General features: G+C 52.4%; 16 protein-coding genes and 2 tRNA genes. 8 read left to right on the forward strand and 10 right to left on the reverse strand.

The window, feature by feature from the left end; translation table 11 throughout:
• The 3 genes from pta to ACTHYN_RS06685 are packed head-to-tail and all read right to left on the reverse strand — an operon-like array spanning window position 1 to window position 5843.
• Window positions 1-2157: a phosphate acetyltransferase gene (gene pta / locus ACTHYN_RS06675; protein ID WP_441811692.1), complete on the reverse strand. Its 2157-nt coding sequence runs from the start codon at window positions 2155-2157 to the stop codon at window positions 1-3.
• Between the two features lie 59 nt (window positions 2158-2216).
• Entirely contained in the window at window positions 2217-3404 is a 1188-nt protein-coding gene (locus ACTHYN_RS06680) for an acetate/propionate family kinase (RefSeq protein ID WP_441811693.1), read from the reverse strand.
• 21 nt (window positions 3405-3425) lie between these two features.
• Window positions 3426-5843, reverse strand: coding sequence for an EAL domain-containing protein (locus ACTHYN_RS06685; protein ID WP_441811694.1), 2418 nt, complete (start codon window positions 5841-5843; stop codon window positions 3426-3428).
• A gap of 234 nt (window positions 5844-6077) precedes the next feature.
• On the opposite strand from ACTHYN_RS06685, the gene ccoM reads away from it, so the two are divergent.
• Complete coding sequence (gene ccoM, locus ACTHYN_RS06690) at window positions 6078-6233, forward strand: cytochrome c oxidase subunit CcoM (RefSeq protein WP_441811695.1); 156 nt, start codon at window positions 6078-6080, stop codon at window positions 6231-6233.
• Window positions 6234-6303: 70 nt separating this feature from the next.
• Here the strand turns inward: ccoM and ACTHYN_RS06695 are convergent.
• The 3 genes from ACTHYN_RS06695 to ACTHYN_RS06705 all read right to left on the reverse strand — a co-directional run bounded on the left by ACTHYN_RS06695 (window position 6304) and on the right by ACTHYN_RS06705 (window position 7758).
• Window positions 6304-6379, reverse strand: a tRNA-Glu gene (locus ACTHYN_RS06695).
• An 88-nt stretch (window positions 6380-6467) separates the two neighbouring features.
• A complete protein-coding gene (locus ACTHYN_RS06700) occupies window positions 6468-7370 on the reverse strand; it encodes a TIGR01777 family oxidoreductase (protein ID WP_441811696.1) in 903 nt (300 codons plus the stop codon).
• A 10-nt stretch (window positions 7371-7380) separates the two neighbouring features.
• A complete protein-coding gene (locus tag ACTHYN_RS06705) occupies window positions 7381-7758 on the reverse strand; it encodes a sirohydrochlorin chelatase (protein ID WP_441811697.1) in 378 nt (125 codons plus the stop codon).
• Window positions 7759-7861: 103 nt separating this feature from the next.
• Here ACTHYN_RS06705 and ACTHYN_RS06710 point away from each other — a divergent pair, with 103 nt between their 5' ends.
• The 4 genes from ACTHYN_RS06710 (at window position 7862) to ACTHYN_RS06725 (ending at window position 11458) form a co-directional block, all read left to right on the forward strand.
• Entirely contained in the window at window positions 7862-8464 is a 603-nt protein-coding gene (locus ACTHYN_RS06710; protein WP_441811698.1) for a DUF924 family protein, read from the forward strand.
• 76 nt (window positions 8465-8540) lie between these two features.
• A tRNA-Gly gene (locus ACTHYN_RS06715) sits at window positions 8541-8615 on the forward strand.
• Window positions 8616-8711: 96 nt separating this feature from the next.
• The gene (locus tag ACTHYN_RS06720) at window positions 8712-9506 is read left to right on the forward strand and encodes an MOSC domain-containing protein (protein WP_441811699.1); all 795 of its coding nucleotides are present in this window, start codon (window positions 8712-8714) and stop codon (window positions 9504-9506) included.
• A gap of 8 nt (window positions 9507-9514) precedes the next feature.
• Complete coding sequence (locus ACTHYN_RS06725; RefSeq protein ID WP_441811700.1) at window positions 9515-11458, forward strand: ATP-binding cassette domain-containing protein; 1944 nt, start codon at window positions 9515-9517, stop codon at window positions 11456-11458.
• An 87-nt stretch (window positions 11459-11545) separates the two neighbouring features.
• On the opposite strand, the gene ACTHYN_RS06730 is transcribed toward ACTHYN_RS06725, so the two are convergent.
• Both ACTHYN_RS06730 and ACTHYN_RS06735 read right to left on the reverse strand, forming a co-directional pair.
• The gene (locus ACTHYN_RS06730) at window positions 11546-11977 is read right to left on the reverse strand and encodes a universal stress protein (RefSeq protein ID WP_441811701.1); all 432 of its coding nucleotides are present in this window, start codon (window positions 11975-11977) and stop codon (window positions 11546-11548) included.
• A gap of 75 nt (window positions 11978-12052) precedes the next feature.
• Window positions 12053-12871: a hypothetical protein gene (locus ACTHYN_RS06735; RefSeq protein WP_441811702.1), complete on the reverse strand. Its 819-nt coding sequence runs from the start codon at window positions 12869-12871 to the stop codon at window positions 12053-12055.
• 431 nt (window positions 12872-13302) lie between these two features.
• Here ACTHYN_RS06735 and fadB point away from each other — a divergent pair, with 431 nt between their 5' ends.
• From fadB to topA, 3 genes are all read left to right on the forward strand, one after another.
• Window positions 13303-15450, forward strand: a complete 2148-nt coding sequence (fadB, locus tag ACTHYN_RS06740; RefSeq protein WP_441811709.1) for a fatty acid oxidation complex subunit alpha FadB — start codon at window positions 13303-13305, stop codon at window positions 15448-15450.
• 33 nt (window positions 15451-15483) lie between these two features.
• Window positions 15484-16659, forward strand: coding sequence for an acetyl-CoA C-acyltransferase FadA (fadA, locus tag ACTHYN_RS06745; protein ID WP_441811703.1), 1176 nt, complete (start codon window positions 15484-15486; stop codon window positions 16657-16659).
• A 271-nt stretch (window positions 16660-16930) separates the two neighbouring features.
• Window positions 16931-19570, forward strand: coding sequence for a type I DNA topoisomerase (gene topA, locus ACTHYN_RS06750; RefSeq protein WP_441811704.1), 2640 nt, complete (start codon window positions 16931-16933; stop codon window positions 19568-19570).
• A 91-nt stretch (window positions 19571-19661) separates the two neighbouring features.
• Here topA and ACTHYN_RS06755 read toward each other — a convergent pair whose 3' ends face one another.
• Together ACTHYN_RS06755 and gltA are read right to left on the reverse strand one after the other, a co-directional pair.
• On the reverse strand, window positions 19662-20555 hold the full coding sequence (locus ACTHYN_RS06755) for an NAD(P)-dependent oxidoreductase (RefSeq protein ID WP_441811710.1): 894 nt from the start codon (window positions 20553-20555) through the stop codon (window positions 19662-19664).
• Window positions 20556-20672: 117 nt separating this feature from the next.
• The gene (gene gltA, locus ACTHYN_RS06760) at window positions 20673-21947 is read right to left on the reverse strand and encodes a citrate synthase (RefSeq protein WP_441811705.1); all 1275 of its coding nucleotides are present in this window, start codon (window positions 21945-21947) and stop codon (window positions 20673-20675) included.
• Between the last annotated feature and the right edge of the window lie 493 nt (window positions 21948-22440).

Consider the following 22440-nt stretch of genomic DNA (forward strand, 5'->3'; position numbering starts at 1 on the left):
TTAAGCCAGCCCCGCATCCTCCACCTGCTTTGCCTGCACCGCAGTGAGTGCAATAGTAAACACGATATCTTCTACCAGCGCGCCCCGCGATAAATCATTAACCGGCTTTCTTAACCCCTGAAGCATGGGGCCAATACTCACAACATTGGCACTACGCTGAACCGCCTTGTAAGTGGTATTGCCAGTATTGAGGTCCGGGAAGATGAACACGGTTGCTTTACCTGCCACGTTGCTTTTAGGCGCTTTACTTCGGGCAACGCTTTCTATGGCGGCAGCATCGTATTGCAACGGGCCGTCGATAAGTAAGTCTGGCCGACGCTCGCGGGCTATTCTGGTTGCTTCGCGCACCTTCTCCACGTCGTGGCCAGTGCCTGATTCGCCGGTGCTGTAGCTAAGCATAGCGACGACAGGTTCAACGCCAAAGGCTTCCGCTGATTCCGCGCTCTGTATCGCAATATCCGCAAGTTCCTCAGCATTCGGATCTGGGTTAATAGCGCAGTCGCCGTAGACCACAACCTGCTGTGGCAGCAACATGAAAAAAACGGAGGAGACAACCTTGGCCTGGTCGTGGGTTTTGATCAACTGCAGGGCAGGGCGCACGGTGTTGGCAGTGGTGTGGATTGCACCGGAAACCAGGCCGTCGGCCTCATCCAGCGCGACCATCATGGTGCCCATAACGACGTTGTCTTCCAGCAATGCCTCGGCCATATCTGGCGCTAACCCTTTGTGTTGGCGCAATTCAACCATGGGAGCAATATAGCTTTTACGTACTTTTCCAGGGTTGATGATTTCAATGTCGGCCGGCAATTCCAGGCCCTGTGACGCGGCGATGTTCTGAATCTCCGCTTCGTCGCCGATCAGTGCACAGCGAGCAAGCTTTCGCTGGTGGCAAATAATGGCGGCTTGCACTGTACGTGGTTCACAACCTTCTGGAAGTACGATGCGCTTGTTGGCGGCCCGGGCACGCTCAGACAACTGGTAACGGAACGCCGGTGGCGATAAACGGCTCTGAATGGCTACCCGCAGGTGTTCCTGAAGCCAGTCGGTATCAATTTTTGTGGCGACGGTTTCCATGGCCTTTTCGATTCTGTCCGGATCGTCGGTTGGAATCGCCACAGACAAATTCGCCAGCATGTGTGCGGTCTCATAGGTATTGGTGTGAGAGCTCAATACCGGTAGCCCGGTGTTCATGGCCCGGGAGCACAGATCGATTACCCGCTGGTCGGGTATAAGGCCGCCGGTCAGCATTAAACCGGCAAGAGGGACACCATTAAGCGCTGCCACTGCAGTGGCCACAATAATATCTTCACGATCACCGGGTGTGACCATCAGAGTGCCTGGGCCCAGGGTTTGAGTCATATTGCGGATTGATCGCGCGCACACAGACACTTTCTGGACTCTGCGACTGTGCATTTGGCCCTCGTGCAGTACCGGAATATCCAGCTCACGGGCGATATCGGATACCCGGGGTGCCATCAGATCAGGCTGCCAGGGGATTTCGGCCAATAGCCGGAAACGCCCATCCCGAAACACGCTACAAGCATTCTCGTAGTCAATGGTTTCGCTGGGTGTCTGGCTGATGTTGCTATAGGGTTCAAGCCCCGATCTTTCTGGTTCGCCAAGCTTGTTCAGGATTACCGCAATCACATCCTGTGTGGACATATCCGAGAACAAGCGAGCGGCAAAGTCCAGATCTTCATCCAGTTCGGCGGCACTGCATTTTCCTGGCGTGCTGACCAGCACAACCTCGGACCCCAGGTTGCGAGCCACTTCAACGTTAAGTCGTGCTATGTAGGCTTCAGTGCGATCGGGCACCAACCCTTCGATGATTACAACGTCAACATCCTTGGCAACTTTCTGATACTCACCCACAACGGTTTCCATCAGAAAATCCGATTTCCCCCGGTTCAGTAGGTGCTGGGCTTTTTTCAGCGGGTATGGCTCTGGTGGCTGCAGGTGGCTGCGAGAGCGAACAAAGGTTACGGATGAGTCTTTGCCGTTGTTGTGCTGGGATTCACCCTGGTTAACAGACTGGCAGAAGGGCTTGTAGAAGCCAACGCTAATGCCAACGCGCTCCATGGCGCGCAGTAGGCCCAAACAAACGGATGTGAGCCCTGAGCCCATGGATGTTGGCGCAATAAACAGACTTTTTGCCATATAGGGTTTCCGATGGTTCAGTAAAAGGTTGGTTTAAGTGGTTTGGTTCCGGGTGTTGGTCATGATGCCTGAGACAGGCGCGCGGCCTCGCGGGCAATAACCAGCTCTTCGTTGGTCGGGATAACCAAAACCGGGAAGCGTGAACCGGCGTGCTCTATTCGGCCTTCGGTGTGGTGGCCATGGCACTCATTGCTCCCGGTATCCATAGCAAACCCCAGAAGCTTTAAATGGCTCAGGGTTTTTTCACGCACTTGCACACTGTTTTCCCCTATACCACCTGTGAATACCAGCGCATCCAGCTGGCTCAGCGAGGCCATCATGGCGCCCACGTATTTTGCCAGTCGGAAGCAGAAAATCTCAATGGCGAGAGTGGAAGGTTCGTGGCCGCTATCAGCCAGTTTGCAGAGTGTGCGCATATCGTTGGTTTGCCCTGAGATTCCAAGCAGCCCACTTTCATGGTTAAGTACCTTGTGAACGTCTTTCAGGGCGACACCACGGGTGCGCAGATATTCGAAAAGCCCAGGGTCGATATCGCCGCTGCGAGTACCCATAACCAGCCCTTCGAGGGGCGTTAGCCCCATACTTGTATCTACGCTCAGGCCATTTTTAATCGCCGTTATGCTGCAGCCGTTGCCCAGGTGGGCTGCAATAATTGAGGTGGTTTCGGGCGTTTTGCCAAGCCGGCGGGCGGCTTCGTTGGCCATGAAGAAGTGGCTTATGCCGTGGAACCCATAGCGCCGCACAGCCCAATCACGATAATAGGCTTCTGGTAATGCATAAAGGAATGCGCGGGGCGCGAGGGTCTGATGGTAGGCGGTATCAAACACGGCGATCTGTGGCGTTTCCGGAAACTGCCCCCTCGTCGCTTCGATCCCGGCGAGGTTGACCGGGTTATGAAGAGGTGCAAGCCCGGCGCAATGGTTGATGGCTGTAACAACATCGTCGTCAATCAGAACAGCTTCGCGAAAAGTCTCTCCGCCGTGGACAACACGGTGACCAATAGAAGAGGGCGTCTCGGACATAAGCTGGCGTTCTCTGAAAGCTGACACCAACGCCTGCAGAGCCTGTTTGTGATTGGTGTTGGCCGGAAGAGTCACGGATTGGTTGTCGCCATCAATTCGTGCAAACGCATCCGCCTGGTTCAGGCGCTCAGCCATTGCTGAGGCGATTTTGTTTTCATTTTCGTCGAAGAGGGCGAGCTTTAAAGAAGAGCTGCCACAGTTAACAACAAGAATGGATTGTTTCATGTTCCCACAGTTCCCTGGGTGTCAGGTTGGTGTACGGTGGTTGGTTTTCAGCCACTCGGAAAACGCCCCGGCGGAGAGTGGACGGCTGTAGAAATAGCCCTGGGCGAAATCGCAGCCTTCCTGTTTCAGGAAGTAGGTTTGCGATTCTTCCTCAACGCCCTCTGCAATGATGGTCAGTCCCAGGCTGTGAGCCATGTTGATGATCGCACGCACCAGAGAGGCGTCCTCCGGCTCTTTCAGCACATCCTGGACAAACGATTTGTCGATTTTAAGGGTGTCAAACGGGTAGCTCTTAAGGTAGCTGAGGGCGGAGTAACCCGTGCCAAAGTCATCGACTGATAGGCGTACCCCTGCTCGGTCTAACTGTTTGAGAATGTCTGCTGTTTCAATAGAGTTGTCGAGCAGTAAGCTCTCGGTGATTTCCAGTTCTAGCCTTTCAGGGGCCAGGTTATTATTGGCAAGGGCGCTCATCACTGCGTTGGTAAAACCCGGGTCGCGGAATTGTCGTGGGGATACGTTCACGGATATGCCAATATCCTGGCCAATGGTATCTTTCCATTCTCGTGCTGAACGGCAAGCCTGCTCAAGTACCCATTCGCCAATGGGGATGATTAAACCTGTTTCTTCAGCGAGTGGAATAAAGTTATCTGGCATAACCACACCCATTGCCGGATTGTTCCAGCGCAACAGGGCCTCTGCCGCCCGCAGCTCGCCTGACACTGCATCGACGATAGGTTGGAAGTAGAGTTCGAACTCCTGCAACTCCAGAGCCCGGCGCATGCGTGACTCCATTTGCAGGCGTTCATGAGACGCCGCGGTCATCTCGGGCGTAAAGTGGGCATAGGAGCTCTTACCCTGATGCTTGGCCTGGTACATGGCTGCGTCTGCATGCTGAAGCAGGGTGCCACTGTTATCGGAGTCGTTAGGGAAAATGGCAATACCTATACTGGTGGTAACAAATATCTCCTGGCCATTCAGGGTATAGGCGGGAGTAAAGTTAGCGAGAATACGCTCTGCCACCTGAGAAGAGGATTCTGGCCCCGCAAGCCCCGGCAGGATAACAAGAAATTCGTCACCACCGAGCCGAGCGACCGTGCTGGTTCCTCGCAGGCAGCTGGAAATACGGCGGGCGGCTTCGATCAGCAGGTTATCACCTGCGTCGTGGCCCAGGGTGTCGTTAATGTGTTTGAAGTTGTCAAGATCCAAAAACATTACGCCAACCATGGAGTTTTCACGCCTGGCCTGTGCCAGCGCCAATTTCAACCGGTCCAGTGCAAGCATGCGGTTGGGCAGGCCAGTTAAAATGTCGTAGTTTGCCTGGCGCAATAACTGCTGTTCGTAGCGCTTTCGAATACTGATGTCTTCGCCAAGTATAAGATAGCCTGTGGCGTTGCCGGCGGCGTCTTTAATGGGCGTTACGATCAGCTGTTCCCAGAACCGCTCACCGTTCCTGCGCACACTGTTTATCTCGCCCTGCCAAACACCAACCCGTTGAACCTGTAAACGGATGGATTGCCAGAGGTGGCGGTTGTCACGATTTTCTGTATTGTTATCGCTCAAGGCGCCCGGGTGGCGACCAATAATCGATTTTGCATCAAAACCAGTGAGTTGGGTGAATTTTTGATTGGCAAACTCAACCCGCCATTGCCGATCACACATCACAACCGATGACGGGCTTTGCTCGATCGCTTTGGAGAACTTGTAAATCTCCGCAGCGTCTTTTTCCTGACGAACCATGTCGGCGTTTAAGCGCTCACGCATCTGGTTGATTGCTTCGCTTACGCGGCCTATTTCGTCGTTGCGGTGTGACGGCGTATCCAGACGATCCAGGGTGAGTGGCGTGTTGAGGTTTTTCAGGGAAAAATCCTTTGCGTAGTTTGCCATCGTTGTCAGATGGCGTGTCACAAAGCGCTGGAAAATCAGAATAATAAGTATGGATACCAAAAATGTCTTCAGGAATTGGGTGGCCATAATGATGCCAATTTTTCTTTTCAAATCCTGGTATACACGGTTTAGATCGGCTGTGACTGTCAGCTCGCCTAGCTTGATTTCATCACCGTCTTCATAAATAACATCGAACTGGTGAGACTTGGTATCAGAGCCACGAGGGATTTCGCCCATGATCAATTCAGAGTCTGGTTCAATGCCCAGCCGCAGGTGAACGACGTCTGGCAGGCTGAGTATGCCTTCCATTTGGGTTTGAAGTAATTTTTGATCAAGGGCCCAGAGGCTTCTGGCAAGACTGGAGGCATACCCGGATTCAACCAGTTGCATGCGGCTATCAATCTGGGAAAGTTCTTTGCGATAGTCAGAATAGATCTGGATAGCCGAAGCGATCAGGGTGAACGCTGAACTGAACAGGAGTATCCAGGCAAGCAACCTGAAAGACAGGGGAGAGCCCGAGCGAAAACGTTGGAAGCGTGTTGGCAGTTTCGGCATGTAGTACTTCAGTCGCCCGGAACAGTTGGTATAAATTAATAGTAAATAGTTCTGTGACTATAGCAGCACTGCTGAGCAAATTCCTTGAAAATCCTCGAAAGTGTGTCCGTTTTGGTGTTTGTTTGATCCTCAATTATAACAGTGATGTACTCTATTGACGCAGGTCAATATCTGTATCTTCGGGTGACGTAACCTGAGCTTAATCAAGTTTGATACGGGTGAGGAGAAAAAGCTATGTATATGGATGCGGTCGTTTTCGCTGGCATTGCAGTTGTGCTGTTGGTACTGGTGTTCTTCGTTGCTGTGGGAGTGTTTGTTGTGCGCGACCAGAAGAACTACGAGGAAAGGCAGATCAGGAGGAACCTGAGTATGGAGGATAAAGCAGCTTGACCAGGGTAACCTTGATAGTGTCAGGTTAATTGGTTTTTTACTTCTGGCATAACACTATGTGAAGTAAAAATGGCGTCCCCTAGGGGGTTCGAACCCCTGTTGCCGCCGTGAAAGGGCGGAGTCCTAGGCCACTAGACGAAGGGGACGCATCGCTTTAAACCTTGCCTCGTCGAGGTGGCGCGTATATTAGGTAAGCCTCCTCCGCCTGTCAACGATTTTATTTAAAAATGTGTTTTAACCAGTGGCGCTCTTAAGCGCCTCCTCAAGCGCCGGGTAACGGAACTCAAATCCGGATTCGAGCAGCTTGGCAGGAACCGCTCGCTGGCCGGTTAGTAAAAGGCGTGACATTTCCCCAAGCGCCACTTTCAAAACCGGTGCAGGCACTGGAAATATTGCGGGCCGATTTAACACCTTGGCCAGGCAGCGGGTGAACTCACGGTTTGTGACCGGGTTGGGGCTGACCACGTTGTAGGCACCTGACGCCTGAGGTGTTTCCAGCATCCAGATAAGTGCCGCCACAACGTCATCACGATGGACCCAGGGCATGTATTGATTTCCGCTGCCCATACGACCGCCCAGCCCGAGTTTGAATGGTGGAACCATGCGCTGCAGGAAACCGCCCCCTGAGCCTGCCACGACGCCTGTCCTCGATAAGCATACGCGTACATTCAGAGAGCGCAGGTCGAGCGCAGCATCTTCCCAGTCTTTACATAGTTGGTGGGAAAACTCATCGTGCGGGATGGTATCTTCCGTAACCAGGCTGTCTTGCTGGTTACCATAAAACCCCACTGCAGACCCTGAAACCAAGACCCCAGGCGTATGGTCCCAGCTTTTGATTATCTCTGTCAGTTTGTTGGTTAATGTTATACGGCTATTTCGCAGGGCCTGTTTTCGCTCGTTGGTCCATCGCTTTTCAGCTATACCTTCTCCTGCGAGGTTGATCACAGCATCGTAGCCTGTATCGGCTCTCAGGCTCTCAAGGTCGTTAATAACCTCAACCAGGCCGCACAGCGCACGCACTGTGCTTGAGGACTGCCGGCTGAGAACAGTCAGTTTATAGCCTTGAGCCTGCATCTCGGGGCATAGCTTGCTGCCGATAAATCCAGTACCGCCGGTTATCAGTACGCGCTTGCTCATGTTGTACTCCTTATTTGCTGGTGCCCTGGTCAAGCTGGAGTGCCACAACATCCTTAATTGCATGTCCCAGAAGAGGGTTTTCTCCAATGGGAGGCGAAAGCTCGATGCTGGCCCCAGTGGATCTCTCGAGCGCCTTTATTTTGGCCGGTACATCTTTACGGAGGTGGCGTCCGGCAGCGAGAAACAGGGGCACAATCGTAAACTCACGATTACCCGCACTTACGCCTTCATGAATGACTGATTCCAGAGAGGGTTCAGACAGCTCCATGTAGGCAATTCGAGAGCCGTTAATGGCCTTCAATGTTGGTTTGGCGAGGGCTTCGAAGGTGGCGCACCAGCGTTTGTCGCTGCTGCCATGTGCTAACAGAATGATGCGGCGGCTGTTCATCAAGGCTCCGGGCTATCGGGTTTCAAAAGTGCCTGTCGTAATTTTATGCAAGGGCCGGTATTCTCTGCCAGTCCCGTCTATCAAGATAACAGGGTGTCATCTAATGTTCGATTGGAAAGAGATTCTGGATTTCTGGTTTGGAGATCTTGATGAAAATGGCCTGCCTGACAGCTTTCATCGCAATCGCTGGTTTCGTTCAAGCAGAAAGTTTGATCAGGAGGTGCGTCGCAGGTTTCTCTCAATGGTTCTGTTTGCATCCGAGCAAGGGCTTGATCACTGGCGTAGCACGGCCGGCGGGCGGTTGGCCGAAATCTTGTTGCTTGATCAATTCTCCCGGAATATATTTCGTGGCGGAGCTCTGGCCTTTGAGCAGGATAAGCTGGCGAGCAAGCTGTGCAAAGAGGCCATGAGAAAGGGCCATGATATGACGCTGCCTCCGGTGCAACGGGCATTTCTCTATATGCCACTTGAGCACGCTGAGCGCCCGGAAGATCAGGCTTTGGCTGTTGAGTGTTATGAGCAACTCGTTGCTTCAACGTCGGGAATGCTTCAAGGCTTCATGAAGAGCTTTTTGCAGTCGGCTCGTGACCATAAAGAGATTATCGAACGCTTTGGGCGCTTTCCCCATAGGAATAAGGCCCTCGGGCGGACGTCTACCGATGCTGAAAAGGAATATCTGGGCTCCGCACGTCGTTTTGGACAATAAAATTACCAAAGGAGGTTGACGAAACAGACAGGATGCGTAAAATGCGCTTCCGTTGTTGGCGTAAGCCCTCAGCACTGCGGGAATAGCTCAGTGGTAGAGCACAACCTTGCCAAGGTTGGGGTCGCGAGTTCGAATCTCGTTTCCCGCTCCAGATTTTAAAAACCCGGTCTCGTGTGAGGCCGGGTTTTTTTTTGGCTATACTGAATCGCCTCGCCAACACGAACGTATTGCTTTGGAGGCATGCCTTTTGAAAGTTCACTCACTCCACATCTATCCGGTTAAGTCTCTCGCCGGTATCCAGGTTTCTGCATTTGAGATGGACGATTTCGGTCCCAAAGGTGATCGGCGCTGGATGATTGTTGATTCCGATCGCAGCTTTGTTACCCAGAGGGCGCTGCCTGAGCTCGCCAGGATTACCACTGTGTTGGTTGATCGCGAGGTGAGTGTTCATATTCCGGGGGAGGGTGAGTTCAAGTTACAGGTCACTGATAAGGCGCTGCGGGCGCTGGTTTGGCGCGATTGGGTAAAAGCTCTGGAGGCTGAGTCTTCTGTTTGCGAAGCACTGAGTCGCTTTTGCGGCAAAGAGTTGCGTTTTGTTTACATGCCTGACTCCTCGTTTCGACGTGTTGATGTTGGGCGAGTAACCGAATACCGTCGCGTTGGGTTTGCCGACGGATTTCCATTTCTGATTACCAGCCTGGCATCGCTGGATGAGCTGAATGGCCGATTGGATGCGCCCGTAGATATGCGTCGATTCCGGCCCAATATCGTTATCGGGGGCGCCACCGCCTGGCAAGAAGATGGATGGCGTAAGCTCAAGCTGGGCAGCCACAGCTTTGACATTGTAAAACCCAGCTCCCGCTGCGTGTTGACGACCGTTGATCCGGATACCGGGGTAAAAGATTCTGGCCTGCAACCCTTAAGGACGCTTTCGTCTTATCGAAGAACACCGGAAGGTGTGATTTTTGGCCAGAACGCAATCCATGAAACATCCGGAGTCATTCACGTGGATGACTCTGTCACTGTTATTGAATCGGAGTGAAAAGCAACGTGCCACTGTTAACGCTGGACTCGATATCTCTCGCCTTCGGCATGCAACCGCTACTGGACCAGGCGTCTCTTATTATTGATGCCGACGAGCGGGTGTGTCTTTTGGGAAGAAACGGAGAGGGTAAATCAACCCTGCTTAAAATTGTCAGCGGAGACGTAATTCCCGATGGCGGGCATGTTCGGCTGGAAGACGGCGCCGTGCTGGCGGTGCTGCCACAGAATCTCCCGACCAACGATACGAGAACGGCCTACGAAGTTGTGTCTGGCGCATTTCCTGAGACAGGCCAGCTTTTGGCCGAGTTTCACACGCTGACCCAGCAGGCAGATGAGGCCAGCCTCAATCGCATGATGAAGGTTCAGGAGCGTATTGAAGCGCTGGATGGGTGGCGACTTGATCAGAAGGTGGGTGCCATTCTGGCGCAGTATGGCATAGACCCGGAACAACCTCTGAACAGACTCTCAGGCGGTTGGCAGCGCCGGGTACTGCTGGCTCGGGCTCTGGTTGTGGAGCCAGATATCCTGTTGTTGGATGAGCCTACAAACCATCTGGATGTGCCGGCTATCGCATGGCTTGAAGAGGCCCTCGGAGCCTTCCGTGGGGCCATGCTGTTCGTGAGTCACGACCGTGCCTTCATCAGGCGCATGTCTACGCGGGTGGTGGAGCTGGATCGTGGCAAACTGGTAAGTTTCGCGGCGTCTTACGATCGTTATCTGGACCTGAAGGAAAAGGCGCTTGAAGAAGAAGATCGGGAGAATGCTCTTTTCGACAAGCGCCTGAAACAAGAAGAAGCCTGGATCCGCCAGGGTATCAAGGCTCGCCGTACCCGTAACATGGGGAGGGTGAGAGCGCTTAGGGCCATGCGTGAAGAGCATCGGCAGCGGCGTGTCCGTGGCGGCACCGCGACGTTTGCGGTGGAGGATGCTGCCAGGTCTGGCAAGTTGGTGGCTGAAACGGTGGATGCCGGCTTTGCTTACCCGGGTGGAGCGCCGATTATCCGTGATATGAACATCACCGTTCTGCGGGGCGACAAGATAGGTCTTGTGGGCGAAAACGGGACGGGCAAAACAACCCTGGTGCGATTGCTGTTGGGCGACCTTGAGCCAACAGAAGGCAATATCCGCCTGGGCACCAATCTGCAAGTTGCCTATTTTGACCAGCTTCGTGGCGAGTTGGACCTGGAGCGGAATGCCTTGGATAACCTGTCGGAAGGCCGGGAGTTTATCGAGATCAACGGGCAAAGCAAGCACGTGCTTGGTTATCTACAGGAGTTCCTTTTCACGCCAGAGCGTGCCAGATCGCCCGTTAGTGTGTTTTCAGGGGGCGAACGTGCGCGACTTCTACTGGCGAAGTTGTTCAGCAAGCCTGCCAACATTTTAGTGCTGGATGAGCCGACCAACGATCTGGATGTTGAAACTCTTGAATTACTGGAGGAGCAGCTTTCTGAATTTGCCGGCACCGTCATTGTGATCAGCCACGATCGCGAATTTTTGGATAATGTGGTCACGGACACTGTCTTTTTGGATGGCACGGGCAGCGTTCTTGAATATGTGGGCGGCTATAGCGATTGGCGTCGGCAGGGTGGTTGTTTTCCGGCTGAGGCTAGTGGTGCGCGCCCTGATCGGCATGATAAGGCAGTAAAGTCTGGCAAGGGAAAGCAGGTTAGCTCGTCCAAGCCTGAAAAGACGCAGCCTGAGCCTCAAGCCGCCGCTGCCAGTAAGCCAAAGCCAGCCAAGCTTAGTTACAAGTTGAAGCTGGAACTTGAGCAACTGCCCAAACAAATTGAAGAGCTGGAGAAAGATGTCGCCGAAATTAAGGAGCGCGTTGCGTCTGCCAGTTTCTATTCCGGGTCGCCTGAAGATATTGCGGCAACACTGGCAGAGATGGAGCAAAAGGAAGAGCACCTTGAGAAGGTAATTGAACGATGGATGGAGCTTGAGGGGTAGGCTCTGACAGCTTTGCAGTCTCTGAAATGCCCGGTGCCAGATTACATGACTCCGGGCATTTTAGATAACGCTTTCGTGTAGTTGCGTTTAGCGGATCCTGATAGCCAGTACGTCACATTCCGTTCCGTGCAGAACACCGTTGGCGGTGGAACCCAGAAGCAATTGGAAGCCTTTTCTGCCGTGGCTTCCCACAATAACCAGGTCTGCTGAATGCTCTTTCACCAAGCGGTGAATTTCAGATTCCGGCCGACCTACGGTCACAATCTGGTTGGACCCGTCAACGCTATAAGTGTTGCCATAAGCCGCAAGTTGCTCGCGAGCCGCCTTGTCGAGTTGATCCTGCAACTCTGTCAAATCCATGGGAATATCGCCGCCATAGGCGTAACCCACAGGTTCTACAATATGCACCAGAATAAGGTTTGCACCGTGGGCCTCGCTCATGGCTCTGGCTTTATCCAGAACTTGGGGTGCCTCTTCGGTCAGATCTATTGCAACAAGCATATTCTTGTAGGCAGACATACCTAGCTCCTTAGTGTATCGGCTTTCATCCAGCATAATACGCAAGTCCGTCCGGGGGAAGGACTTGCGTATTGCTCAGCTGTTCTGCTGGAGTAGCAGTTCGATGGCTATTGTAAGGTTTTCCAGAATCCGCTTTGAATACCTGTCAATTACGAAACCCACGTTGTCCTCATTGTAGTTGATATAAGAGCCGCGGATGAATTGCCATTTGGACGAAATATCGTTTAAGAGTGCTTTCAGTTCACCGTCGCTTTTACCATTAGAGAAGGTGTTTAGCAGTTGATCAAATTCCTTGGCCTGTTCGTCGAGCGAGGTTTCAGTGGAGGACCCTTGAAATGTTTGCGATACAGAAGAGTTGGTTCGAACCGAGTACTTTGCCCTCATTTGCGCGATTTTCACGGCGCCCATCCTGGCTGCTTCAACCCTGGTACTCGTTTTTGCTTGAGAGTTCTCTTGTGCAACCTGGTAAAACTCCGTTGCCAGACCATTCATTGTAAGCGCCTGGTTGGCCATATCTGAAGCCAGACGTAAATCCGGGTATCCGGTGTTTCGAACTTCGTTAATGTTGTCACGCATCAGACTTTTGAATTTGTCGAACTCTCCGTTTAGCTCTTCGATCTGCTGGTTTGTGAGAGCGCCACTGTCACTTGCCGCGAGAAAGTTCATTGAGTCATTCGCGGAGTTGATGCCCGATACGATCTCATTGAGCGTATCGGTGCTACCGCCTCCGATGTATCGGTAATAGGCATCCAGAGAGGTGTAATTGCTAACTCGGAAAGTGTGAAGCTGGGAAAGAACATTGTCAGCTTCCTGGGCTCGCACACCCATGGACGTGAGCGCAACTAGACACAGCGCAGCCAGTAGGGTGCGGGCCCTTAGGTGGTTGGTTTTCATCGGATTGGGTCTCCGTAATACGTTTATTATTGTGTACCAAAGTCGTAGATTGAAGGTAAAGTAACTTCCCCAGCCAATCAAGCGGTTTTGCGGGACCTGGTTCGAGTAAATGCAAATATCTTTGAAATTTGCGAAGATAAGTTCACGTTTGTTCTTATATGCATTTTGTAATCGTTTGAATAAAAAGAATTTTACTCCAAGAAGAATAAGAAATTCAGTGGAACGTGGAGTTATTCGGAAAGAAACAAATTGACAAACGTGTCGTTTTTTCACATCGTGTGCCCTGACGATTCAAACGACTGTATGAATTTTGAGTCGATTAATCGGGCAGTGACCGAAATCTGGCTGCATAAACAGTGCTGGCAACTCATTAGGTTAACGAGTGAAGCTGGTGCTTGCCGCAGTTCCAAACACAGACTGGAGATCAGTTGATGATTTACGAAGGTAAAGCCATCACGGTTAAAGAGATCGAAGGCGGGATCGCTCAGTTGGACTTCGACTTGCAAGGCGAGTCGGTAAACAAGTTCAACCGTCTTACTATTGAAGAGCTCAGCGCCGCGACTGATGCACTTAAAGCACAGACGAAACTCAAGGGCCTGGTAGTTACCAGCTCCAAGGACAGTTTCATCGTTGGTGCCGACATTACAGAGTTTACTGAGCTGTTTGCCGGTTCCGAAGAAGACCTGGTAGCCAACAATCTGAAGGCCAATGCCATTTTCAGTGCGGTAGAGGACCTTCCATTTCCAACCGTTACGACCATCAACGGCATTGCGCTAGGTGGCGGTTTCGAGATGTGCCTGGCGACCGACTACCGGGTGATGGCTCCCAAGGCTAAAGTTGGCCTGCCGGAAGTTAAACTGGGTATTTTCCCGGGATTTGGCGGTACCGTTCGCTTGTCTCGCCTGGTGGGTGTGGATAACGCCGTTGAGTGGATCAGCGGTGGCACAGAAAACCGTGCCGATGCAGCCCTGAAAATCGGTGCTGTAGACGCAGTTGTAGAGCCGGCAAAGCTGGTTGAGGCTGCGATTTCAATCATAAACCAGTGTAATGAAGGTAAGCTCGACTACGAAGCGCGCCGTGAAGAGAAAAAAGGCAAGATCAAGCTGAACGCCATGGAAAGCATGATGGCTTTCGAAATCTCCAAGGCGGTTGTCGCTGGCAAAGCGGGTAAAAATTACCCGGCACCAGTGGAAGCTATCAAGGTGATGCAGAAGCACGCTGGTCTGACTCGCGACAAGGCCGTTGAAGTAGAAGCCAAAGGCTTTGCCAAAATGGCGAAGACCAATGTTGCTGGTTGCCTTGTTGGCCTTTTCCTGAATGATCAGGAGCTGAAGAAAAAAGCCAAGGCCTGGGAAAAAGAAGCGTCTGAAGTGAAACTGGCGGCTGTATTGGGTGCCGGTATCATGGGTGGTGGTGTTGCGTATCAGTCGTCACTGAAAGGCACGCCGATCATCATGAAGGACATCAACCAGGACGGTATCAACCTGGGTTTGAAAGAAGCCAAAAACCTGCTGGTTAAGCGTGTCGATAAAGGCCGCATGAAGGCAGACCAGATGGCTGATGTTCTGAACAACATTACCCCAGCCCTGAACTACGGTGATTTCAAGAACGTAGACCTGGTTGTTGAAGCAGTTGTTGAGAACCCGAAGGTGAAAGATGCCGTGTTGTGTGAAACCGAACAAATGGTTCGCGATGACGCCATCCTGACGTCCAACACCTCAACTATTTCCATCGACCTTCTGGCCAAAAACCTGAAGCGTCCGGAAAACTTCTGCGGCATGCATTTCTTTAACCCGGTACACATGATGCCGCTGGTTGAGGTAATTCGCGGCGAGAAGAGCAGTGATCGCGCAATTGCAACCACCGTTGCTTACGCCAAGTCCATGGGCAAGACACCGATTGTTGTCAAAGACTGCCCGGGCTTTCTGGTTAACCGCGTGCTGTTCCCATACTTTGGTGGTTTTATTGGTCTGGTGCGCGACGGTGCGGATTTCCAGCACGTAGACAAGGTTATGGAAAAGTTCGGTTGGCCTATGGGGCCTGCGTACTTGCTGGACGTTGTTGGCATGGACACCGGCAAGCACGCTGGTGAGGTAATGGCTGACGGCTTCCCGGATCGTATGAAGCACGAAGGTACCACGGCCATCGACGTTATGTTTGATAACGATCGTTACGGCCAGAAGACAGAGAAAGGCTTCTACAAGTACGAATTGGACCGCAAGGGTAAGCAGAAGAAGGTGGTTGATGAAGACACCTACAAGCTGCTTGAGCCGGTTGTTCAGGGTAAGAACGATTTCAGTGACGAAGATATCATTGCTCGCATGATGATTCCTTTGTGCATGGAAACGGTTCGCTGCCTGGAAGACGGTATTGTTGAGGACCCGGCTGACGCCGATATGGGCCTGATCTTCGGTATCGGCTTCCCGCTATTCCGTGGTGGTGCTCTGCGTTATATCGATGATATGGGCGTAGACAGGTTCGTAGAACTGGCAGACAAGTTTGCAGATCTTGGTGCTTTGTACCACCCAACCGAGAAGCTGCGCGAAATGGCCAAAACTGGCGAAAAGTTCTTTGGTTAACCCTGAACGAGATTTCCGAACGGAGAAAGATCTATGAGCCTTAATCCGAGAGACGTTGTCGTCGTCGATTGCGTGCGGACTCCGATGGGCCGTGCCAAAAACGGTTGCTTCCGTAACGTACGTGCGGAGACCCTGTCGGCTACGCTGATCGACGCACTGTTCGATCGCAACCCGAAGCTCGACCCGAAAGAAGTTGAAGATGTGATCTGGGGCTGTGTAAACCAGACTAAAGAGCAGGGTTTTAACGTGGCGCGGCAGATTTCCTTGCTGACTCACATCCCGCACGAGTCTGCAGCTCAAACAGTAAACCGTTTGTGTGGTTCCGCTATGAGCGCAATCCATACAGCGGCCCAGGCCATCATGACCGGTAATGGTGATGTGTTTGTGGTTGGTGGTGTAGAGCACATGGGTCACGTATCCATGACGGAAGGTTTCGACCATAACCCGGCTGCTTCCAAATACACTGCCAAGGCATCAAACATGATGGGCCTGACTGCAGAGATGCTGGCCAAGATGCACGGTATTACTCGTGAGCAGCAGGATGAGTTTGCTGCGCGTTCACATCGCTTAGCGCAGGAAGCGACGTTGGAGGGCCGGTTCAAGAATGAAATCGTGCCGGTTGAAGGGCATGATGAGAATGGCTTTAAAACGCTGATCGAGCACGATGAAACCATTCGCCCGGAAACCACTGTGGAATCCTTGAGCAACCTGAAACCTGCTTTTGATCCCAAGAATGGCACTGTCACAGCCGGTACTTCTTCGCAGTTGACTGATGGCGCTTCAGCTATGGTGCTTATGTCTGCAGAGCGCGCAGACGCGTTGGGCTTGACGCCTATCGCCAAGATTCGCAGCATGGCAGTAGCCGGCTGTGATCCCGCGATCATGGGTTACGGCCCTGTACCAGCGACTAAAAAGGCGTTGAAGCGTGCAGGTCTGAAAGTCGAAGATATCGATTTTTGGGAGCTGAACGAAGCGTTTGCTGGTCAGTCGCTGCCAGTGCTGAAAGACCTGAAGCTACAGGGTGTAATGGAAGAGAAAGTGAACCTGAACGGCGGTGCGATTGCCCTTGGCCATCCACTGGGTTGTTCTGGTGCGCGTATCTCCACCACTCTGTTGAACGTAATGCAGTCCAAAGGCGGTAAGCTTGGTGTTTCTACCATGTGTATCGGCATGGGGCAGGGCATTGCGACGGTTTGGGAGCGTTTGTGATCCGTTAAGCGGTCATGGTTACGCTTTCATGGAAGGCCCGGCACGCGCCGGGCCTTCCTGCTTTCAGGGATCGTTAAAAGCAACGTTGCGAAAGGCGGGAAAGCATGGCTGATAACAAAGAATGGGTTGTCTTGCTATTCCTGACACTGTAAAACAGACTCCTTATATACTATGGCGGCTTTTTTAGTTTTTTCCAGCCGATTGATTTACAGCGAGTTTACGGTCTTATTGTGCATTGACCGGTATATCGCCAAGGATATAGATCTCCGATATGGGTAAAAGTCTCGTAATTGTCGAGTCACCAGCGAAAGCGAAGACCATCAACAAGTACCTGGGCTCTGACTTCATCGTTAAGTCTAGCGTTGGGCATATTCGTGATCTTCCCGTCAGTGGCAGTGGATCCCAGTCTGATCCCAAGGAACGTGCCAGACAGGCAGCAATCACCCGAAAACTCAGCCCTGAAGACAAGGCGGCGCACAAAAAGCGCAAGGCCAGGGAGCAACTGGTTGCCAGAATGGGGGTAGACCCTGATCAGGACTGGAGCGCGCGCTACGAAGTCCTGCCTGGCAAGGAAAAGGTGGTGAGTGAGCTCAAGCGGCTGGCCAAGTCGGCTGACCATATCTATCTCGCAACGGATCTCGACCGCGAGGGGGAGGCCATTGCCTGGCACCTCCAGGAAACCATTGGCGGCGAACCGGAAAAGTACCGCCGCGTGGTGTTCAACGAGATTACCAAGCGCGCGATTCAAGAAGCATTTGATAATCCGGGCAGTCTTGATAATAACCAGGTAAGCGCCCAGCAAGCGCGGCGCTTTCTTGATCGTGTTGTGGGGTACATGGTTTCACCACTACTGTGGGCAAAGCTTGCCCGCGGGCTCTCTGCCGGCCGGGTGCAATCGGTTGCTGTGCGGTTGATTGCAGATCGCGAGCGGGATATCCGGGTATTTGTGCCAGAGGAATACTGGCAGTTGTTTGCCGGGCTGGGCGCCAAAGGCAGCGCTCAATCCGTGCGTTTTGAGGTAACGCGCTACAACAATAAGCCTTATCGTCCGGTTAGCGAAAAGCAGAGTACGGAGCATGTAAAGCGCCTTGAAGCAGGCAGTTTTGAGGTATCGAAGCGGGAAGACAAGCCTACCAGATCCCGCCCGGGGGCTCCGTTTATAACATCGACCCTGCAGCAGGCGGCCAGTAACCGGATGGGCTTCAGCGTCAAGAAAACCATGATGCTGGCACAGCGTCTCTACGAGGCCGGCTATATTACCTATATGCGTACCGATTCGACCAACTTGAGTCAGGACGCTATCAGCAGCTGTCGCGATTATATTCAGGATGAGCTGGGTAAAAAGTACCTGCCAGAGAAGCCCAGGGTTTATGGCAGTAAAGAGGGTGCCCAGGAAGCTCACGAAGCTATTCGCCCAACAGAGGTCACGCGACAGTCTGCTGCGATCAGTGGTTTGGAAAAAGACGCGGAGAAGCTCTACGAACTGATCTGGCGCCAGTTTGTGGCATGTCAGATGTCGGAAGCCGAGTTTCTCAGCACTTCGATTGTTGTTGCCAATGGCGACTACGAACTGCGTACCCGCGGTCGTATTATCAAGTTTGATGGTTTTCTCAGGGTCGCACCTCAGTCAGCAAAAAAAGAAGAAGATATTTCTCTGCCGGACATCAAGGTTGGGGAGTCTTTGAATCTCGAGAAACTTGAGCCAACGCAGCATTTCACCAAACCGGCACCGCGCTTTACGGAAGCCAGCTTGGTAAAAGAGCTGGAAAAACAGGGTATTGGCCGCCCCTCTACTTACGCTTCCATTATCTCGACTATTCAGGATCGGGGATATGTGCGTCTGCAGAATCGACGCTTTTATGCTGAAAAAATGGGCGAGATAGTCACTGATCGTCTGTGCGAATCGTTTTCCAACCTGATGGACTTCGACTTTACCGCAAAAATGGAAGGCGATCTGGACCATATTGCCGAAGGCGACGTCGACTGGAAAAAGGTACTTAACGACTTTTACGCCCGGTTCCGTAAGCAATTGGAGTTAGCTGAGGTAGCCGATGGCGACGGCGGCATGCGCCCGAATGATCCCACTGAAACCAATATTCCCTGCCCCTCCTGCGGTCGTAATATGCAGATTCGGGTGGCCAGTACTGGCGTGTTCCTCGGTTGTTCAGGCTACTCCCTGCCACCTAAAGAGCGCTGTAAAACCACCATCAATCTGACGTCAGGTGATGAGGTTGTCAGTGCTGATGACGATGTGGAAGGTGAGGGCGAAACCCGGCTGCTGCGCAAAAAACGCCGCTGCCCGAAATGCTCTACCGCTATGGACAGTTACCTGGTGGATGAAACCCGCAAACTGCATATATGCGGTAACAATCCAGACTGTTCCGGCTATGAAGTAGAGGAGGGCACGTTCCGGATTAAGGGCTACGATGGCCCCACGCTTGAATGTGATAAGTGTGGTTCTGAGATGCAACTGAAAACTGGCCGCTTTGGCAAGTACTTTGGCTGCATGAGCGACACCTGCAAAAACACTCGTAAACTTCTCAAGAGCGGCGAGCCAGCGCCCCCAAAAATGGACCCGGTACCCATGCCGGAACTGCAATGCCAGAAAGTAGACGATACCTATGTACTGCGTGACGGTGCATCCGGCATGTTTTTGGCTGCGAGCAAGTTCCCTAAAAATCGCGAGACCCGGCCGCCATTGGTTATGGAAATCAAGCCGCATCAAAAGGAAATTGACCCGAAGCACAGCTATCTCATGGAGGCACCAGAGCGTGATCCGGAGGGCAATCCTACGGTTATTCGTTACAGTCGCAAAACGAAAGAGCAGTATGTGATGTCGGAAAAAGACGGCAAGGCGACAGGCTGGTCTGCGTGGTATGTGGACGGCAAATGGCAGCCGCGCCAAAAGTAATCGTGGCGACACCTGCTCGGCACCGGTCCAAAAAAAGAGGTCAGTAGCATTGCGCTGACCTCTTTTTTCATATGACTGATCCGTTGTTAGCTTATTTGAATTTCCGCAACCGCTGAATCAGTGACGATGTATCCCAGCGCTTTCCACCCATTGCCTGAATGTCTCCATAGAACTGGTCTACTAATGCTGTTATTGGTAACGACGCACTGACGTTGCGCGCTTCATCCAGGCAAATACCGAGGTCTTTTCGCATCCAGTCCACGGCAAACCCGTGATCAAACTCGCCATCAATCATGGTTCCGGACCGGTTTTCCATCTGCCATGATTGCGCGGCGCCTTTGGAGATTACGTCCACAACTCTCTGCACATCCAGATCAGCCTGCTCGGCGAAGTGCAATGCTTCAGAAAGCCCCTGTACCAGTCCGGCAATAGCAATCTGGTTCACCATTTTCGTTTTCTGGCCGCTACCTGCGGGGCCCATCAGATTAAGGGCTTTAGCATAGTATTGTAAGAAGGGTGCGGCTTTGGCGTACTCAGACTCAATGCCACCGCACATGATGGTTAATTGGCCATTCCGAGCACCTTGCTGGCCACCGGAGACGGGGGCATCGATAAAGCCCATGCCGGCTTTCTGCGAAGCTTCGGATAGTCGCTCGGCTACAGTAGCGGATGCCGTGGTGTGATCAACCAGAATGGCGCCAGGTTTAGCATGTGCAAGAATGCCATCGTTGCCTTCATAAATTTCAACAAGGTCTTTATCAGCGCCGACGCAGGTGATTACAAAATCCGCGCCTTTCACCGCGTCCTTAATGCTCTGGCAAGCGGTTCCCGGGTATTCCATGGCCCATTGTTGGGCTTTTTCAGTGGAACGGTTCCAGACCCGCAAAGTAAGCCCTGCCTTGGCTAAGTGGCCTGCCATAGGGTACCCCATCACGCCGAGTCCGATAAAAGTTGCTGTTGTCATTGTGTTCTCCTTGGGAGTTATGCGGCTTAACGTAGCACAGAGCCGACAGATTGCCCGAGTCGCAGTTGTGTTCGTCAAATTTTTCAAAAAAAAGGCCGCTGAATCAGCGGCCTTTTTATTTTCGTAATGGTCGAAGGGTTACTTTTCAGGGTAGTCCCGCGCCGTAGAGCCAGTGTAAAGCTGGCGTGGGCGACCAATGCGGTATTCGCCACTGACCATTTCATTCCAGTGAGAGAACCAGCCAATGTTACGTGACATGGCAAAAATAACTGTGAACATGGATGTTGGAATCCCCATCGCCTTGAGAATCAGGCCGGAATAGAAATCTACGTTCGGGTAAAGTTTGCGCTTTACAAAGTACTCGTCTTCCAGAGCAATTTGCTCAAGGCGTTGGGCGATTCTCAGCAGAGGATCGTCTTCCAGCCCGAGTTCGCCCAGCACTTCGTGTGCGGTTTCAGCCATTACTTTGGCGCGTGGGTCGAAGTTCTTGTATACCCGGTGGCCAAAGCCCATTAAGCGGAACGGATCGTCCTTGTCTTTGGCTTTGGCAATGTAGGTGTCAATATTGGACTCGTCGCCAATTTCCGCGAGCATATCCAGAACGGCTTCGTTTGCGCCGCCGTGAGCCGGGCCCCATAGTGCGGCGATGCCAGAGGCGATACAGGCGTAGGGGTTGGCGCCAGAGGAGCCAGCAAGCCTGACTGTGGAGGTGGACGCGTTCTGCTCGTGATCAGCGTGCAGAATGAAAATCTTGTCCATAGCCTTGGCCAGGATCGGATTTGGCTCATACTTTTCGCTGGGAACGCCAAACATCATCTGCAGAAAGTTTTCAGAATAGGAGAGGTCGTTCCTTGGGTATACAAATGGCTGGCCAATGCTGTATTTGTAGCACCATGCCGCTATCGTCGGCATCTTCGCGATCAGGCGGTGTGCCGTGATTTCGCGCTGATGCTCGTTGGTTACATCCATCTGGTCGTGATAAAACGCAGAAAGTGCTCCTACCACGCCGCACATAATGGCCATAGGATGCGCGTCCCGGCGGAAGCCGTGGAAGAAGTTGCGCATCTGATCGTGCAGCATGGTGTGGTTTTTGATTGTTTGGTGAAATTTCTTGTTTTCTGCAGTGGTAGGCAGTTCGCCTTTCAGCAGGAGGTAGCAGACTTCGAGGTAGTCTGAATCTTCTGCAAGCTGTTCAATGGGGTAGCCTCGATGCAGGAGGACGCCGTTCTCACCATCAATATAGGTGATGGCCGACTCGCAGGCGGCGGTTGATACAAACCCCGGGTCGTAAGTGAAAACGCCTTGCTGGACTAGGCCTCGTACGTCGATGACGTCAGGGCCAGCGGTACCGGAGTAAACCGGTAGCTCAATGGACTTGTCACCCACCGAGAGCGTGGCTTTCCTGTCGGTCATAGTGCTCTCCTGTTTATCAGCTTTAACAGCGCTAGCTGTCTTTATAGTTGCGCGAAGAAGGCGCGTATTATCGCAAAACTGGCGGCAAAATATAGGGTGTTGGCTTTTTTTGTCAATGAAAGAGTCGGGAAACCCCGTAATCGTGCCTTGTTGCAAGTCACAGGCGTTGCAAATAATGCGTGCCTGAGTCCAAAAAAAGCGTGTCAATAAGCTCTAAGTTTGTCTCTGTTATGGTTTTTACGAGGTGTGTGTATGAGTTGCGCGTTTGTAATTATATGGGCGTCTCCTTATAATCCGTAGCCCGGAACCGGGTATTTATCTTCTTGGGTGTTTGTTTGTAGCAAGCTACCTGGTTGGTATCCGCCCTCCTGAACTAATCGGTTTATGGCTTTGAGTCGTACCTCCGATCCTTACATACCAACTAACCGCCACCGGCTTGCCGGTTCTGCGGTACCAAAAGAGAGTGTGAGAGCGCTGTGAATAGCAAACGACC

The sequence above is a fragment of the Marinobacter sp. genome, from assembly GCF_052091845.1.
Taxonomy (GTDB): Bacteria; Pseudomonadota; Gammaproteobacteria; order Pseudomonadales; family Oleiphilaceae; genus Marinobacter.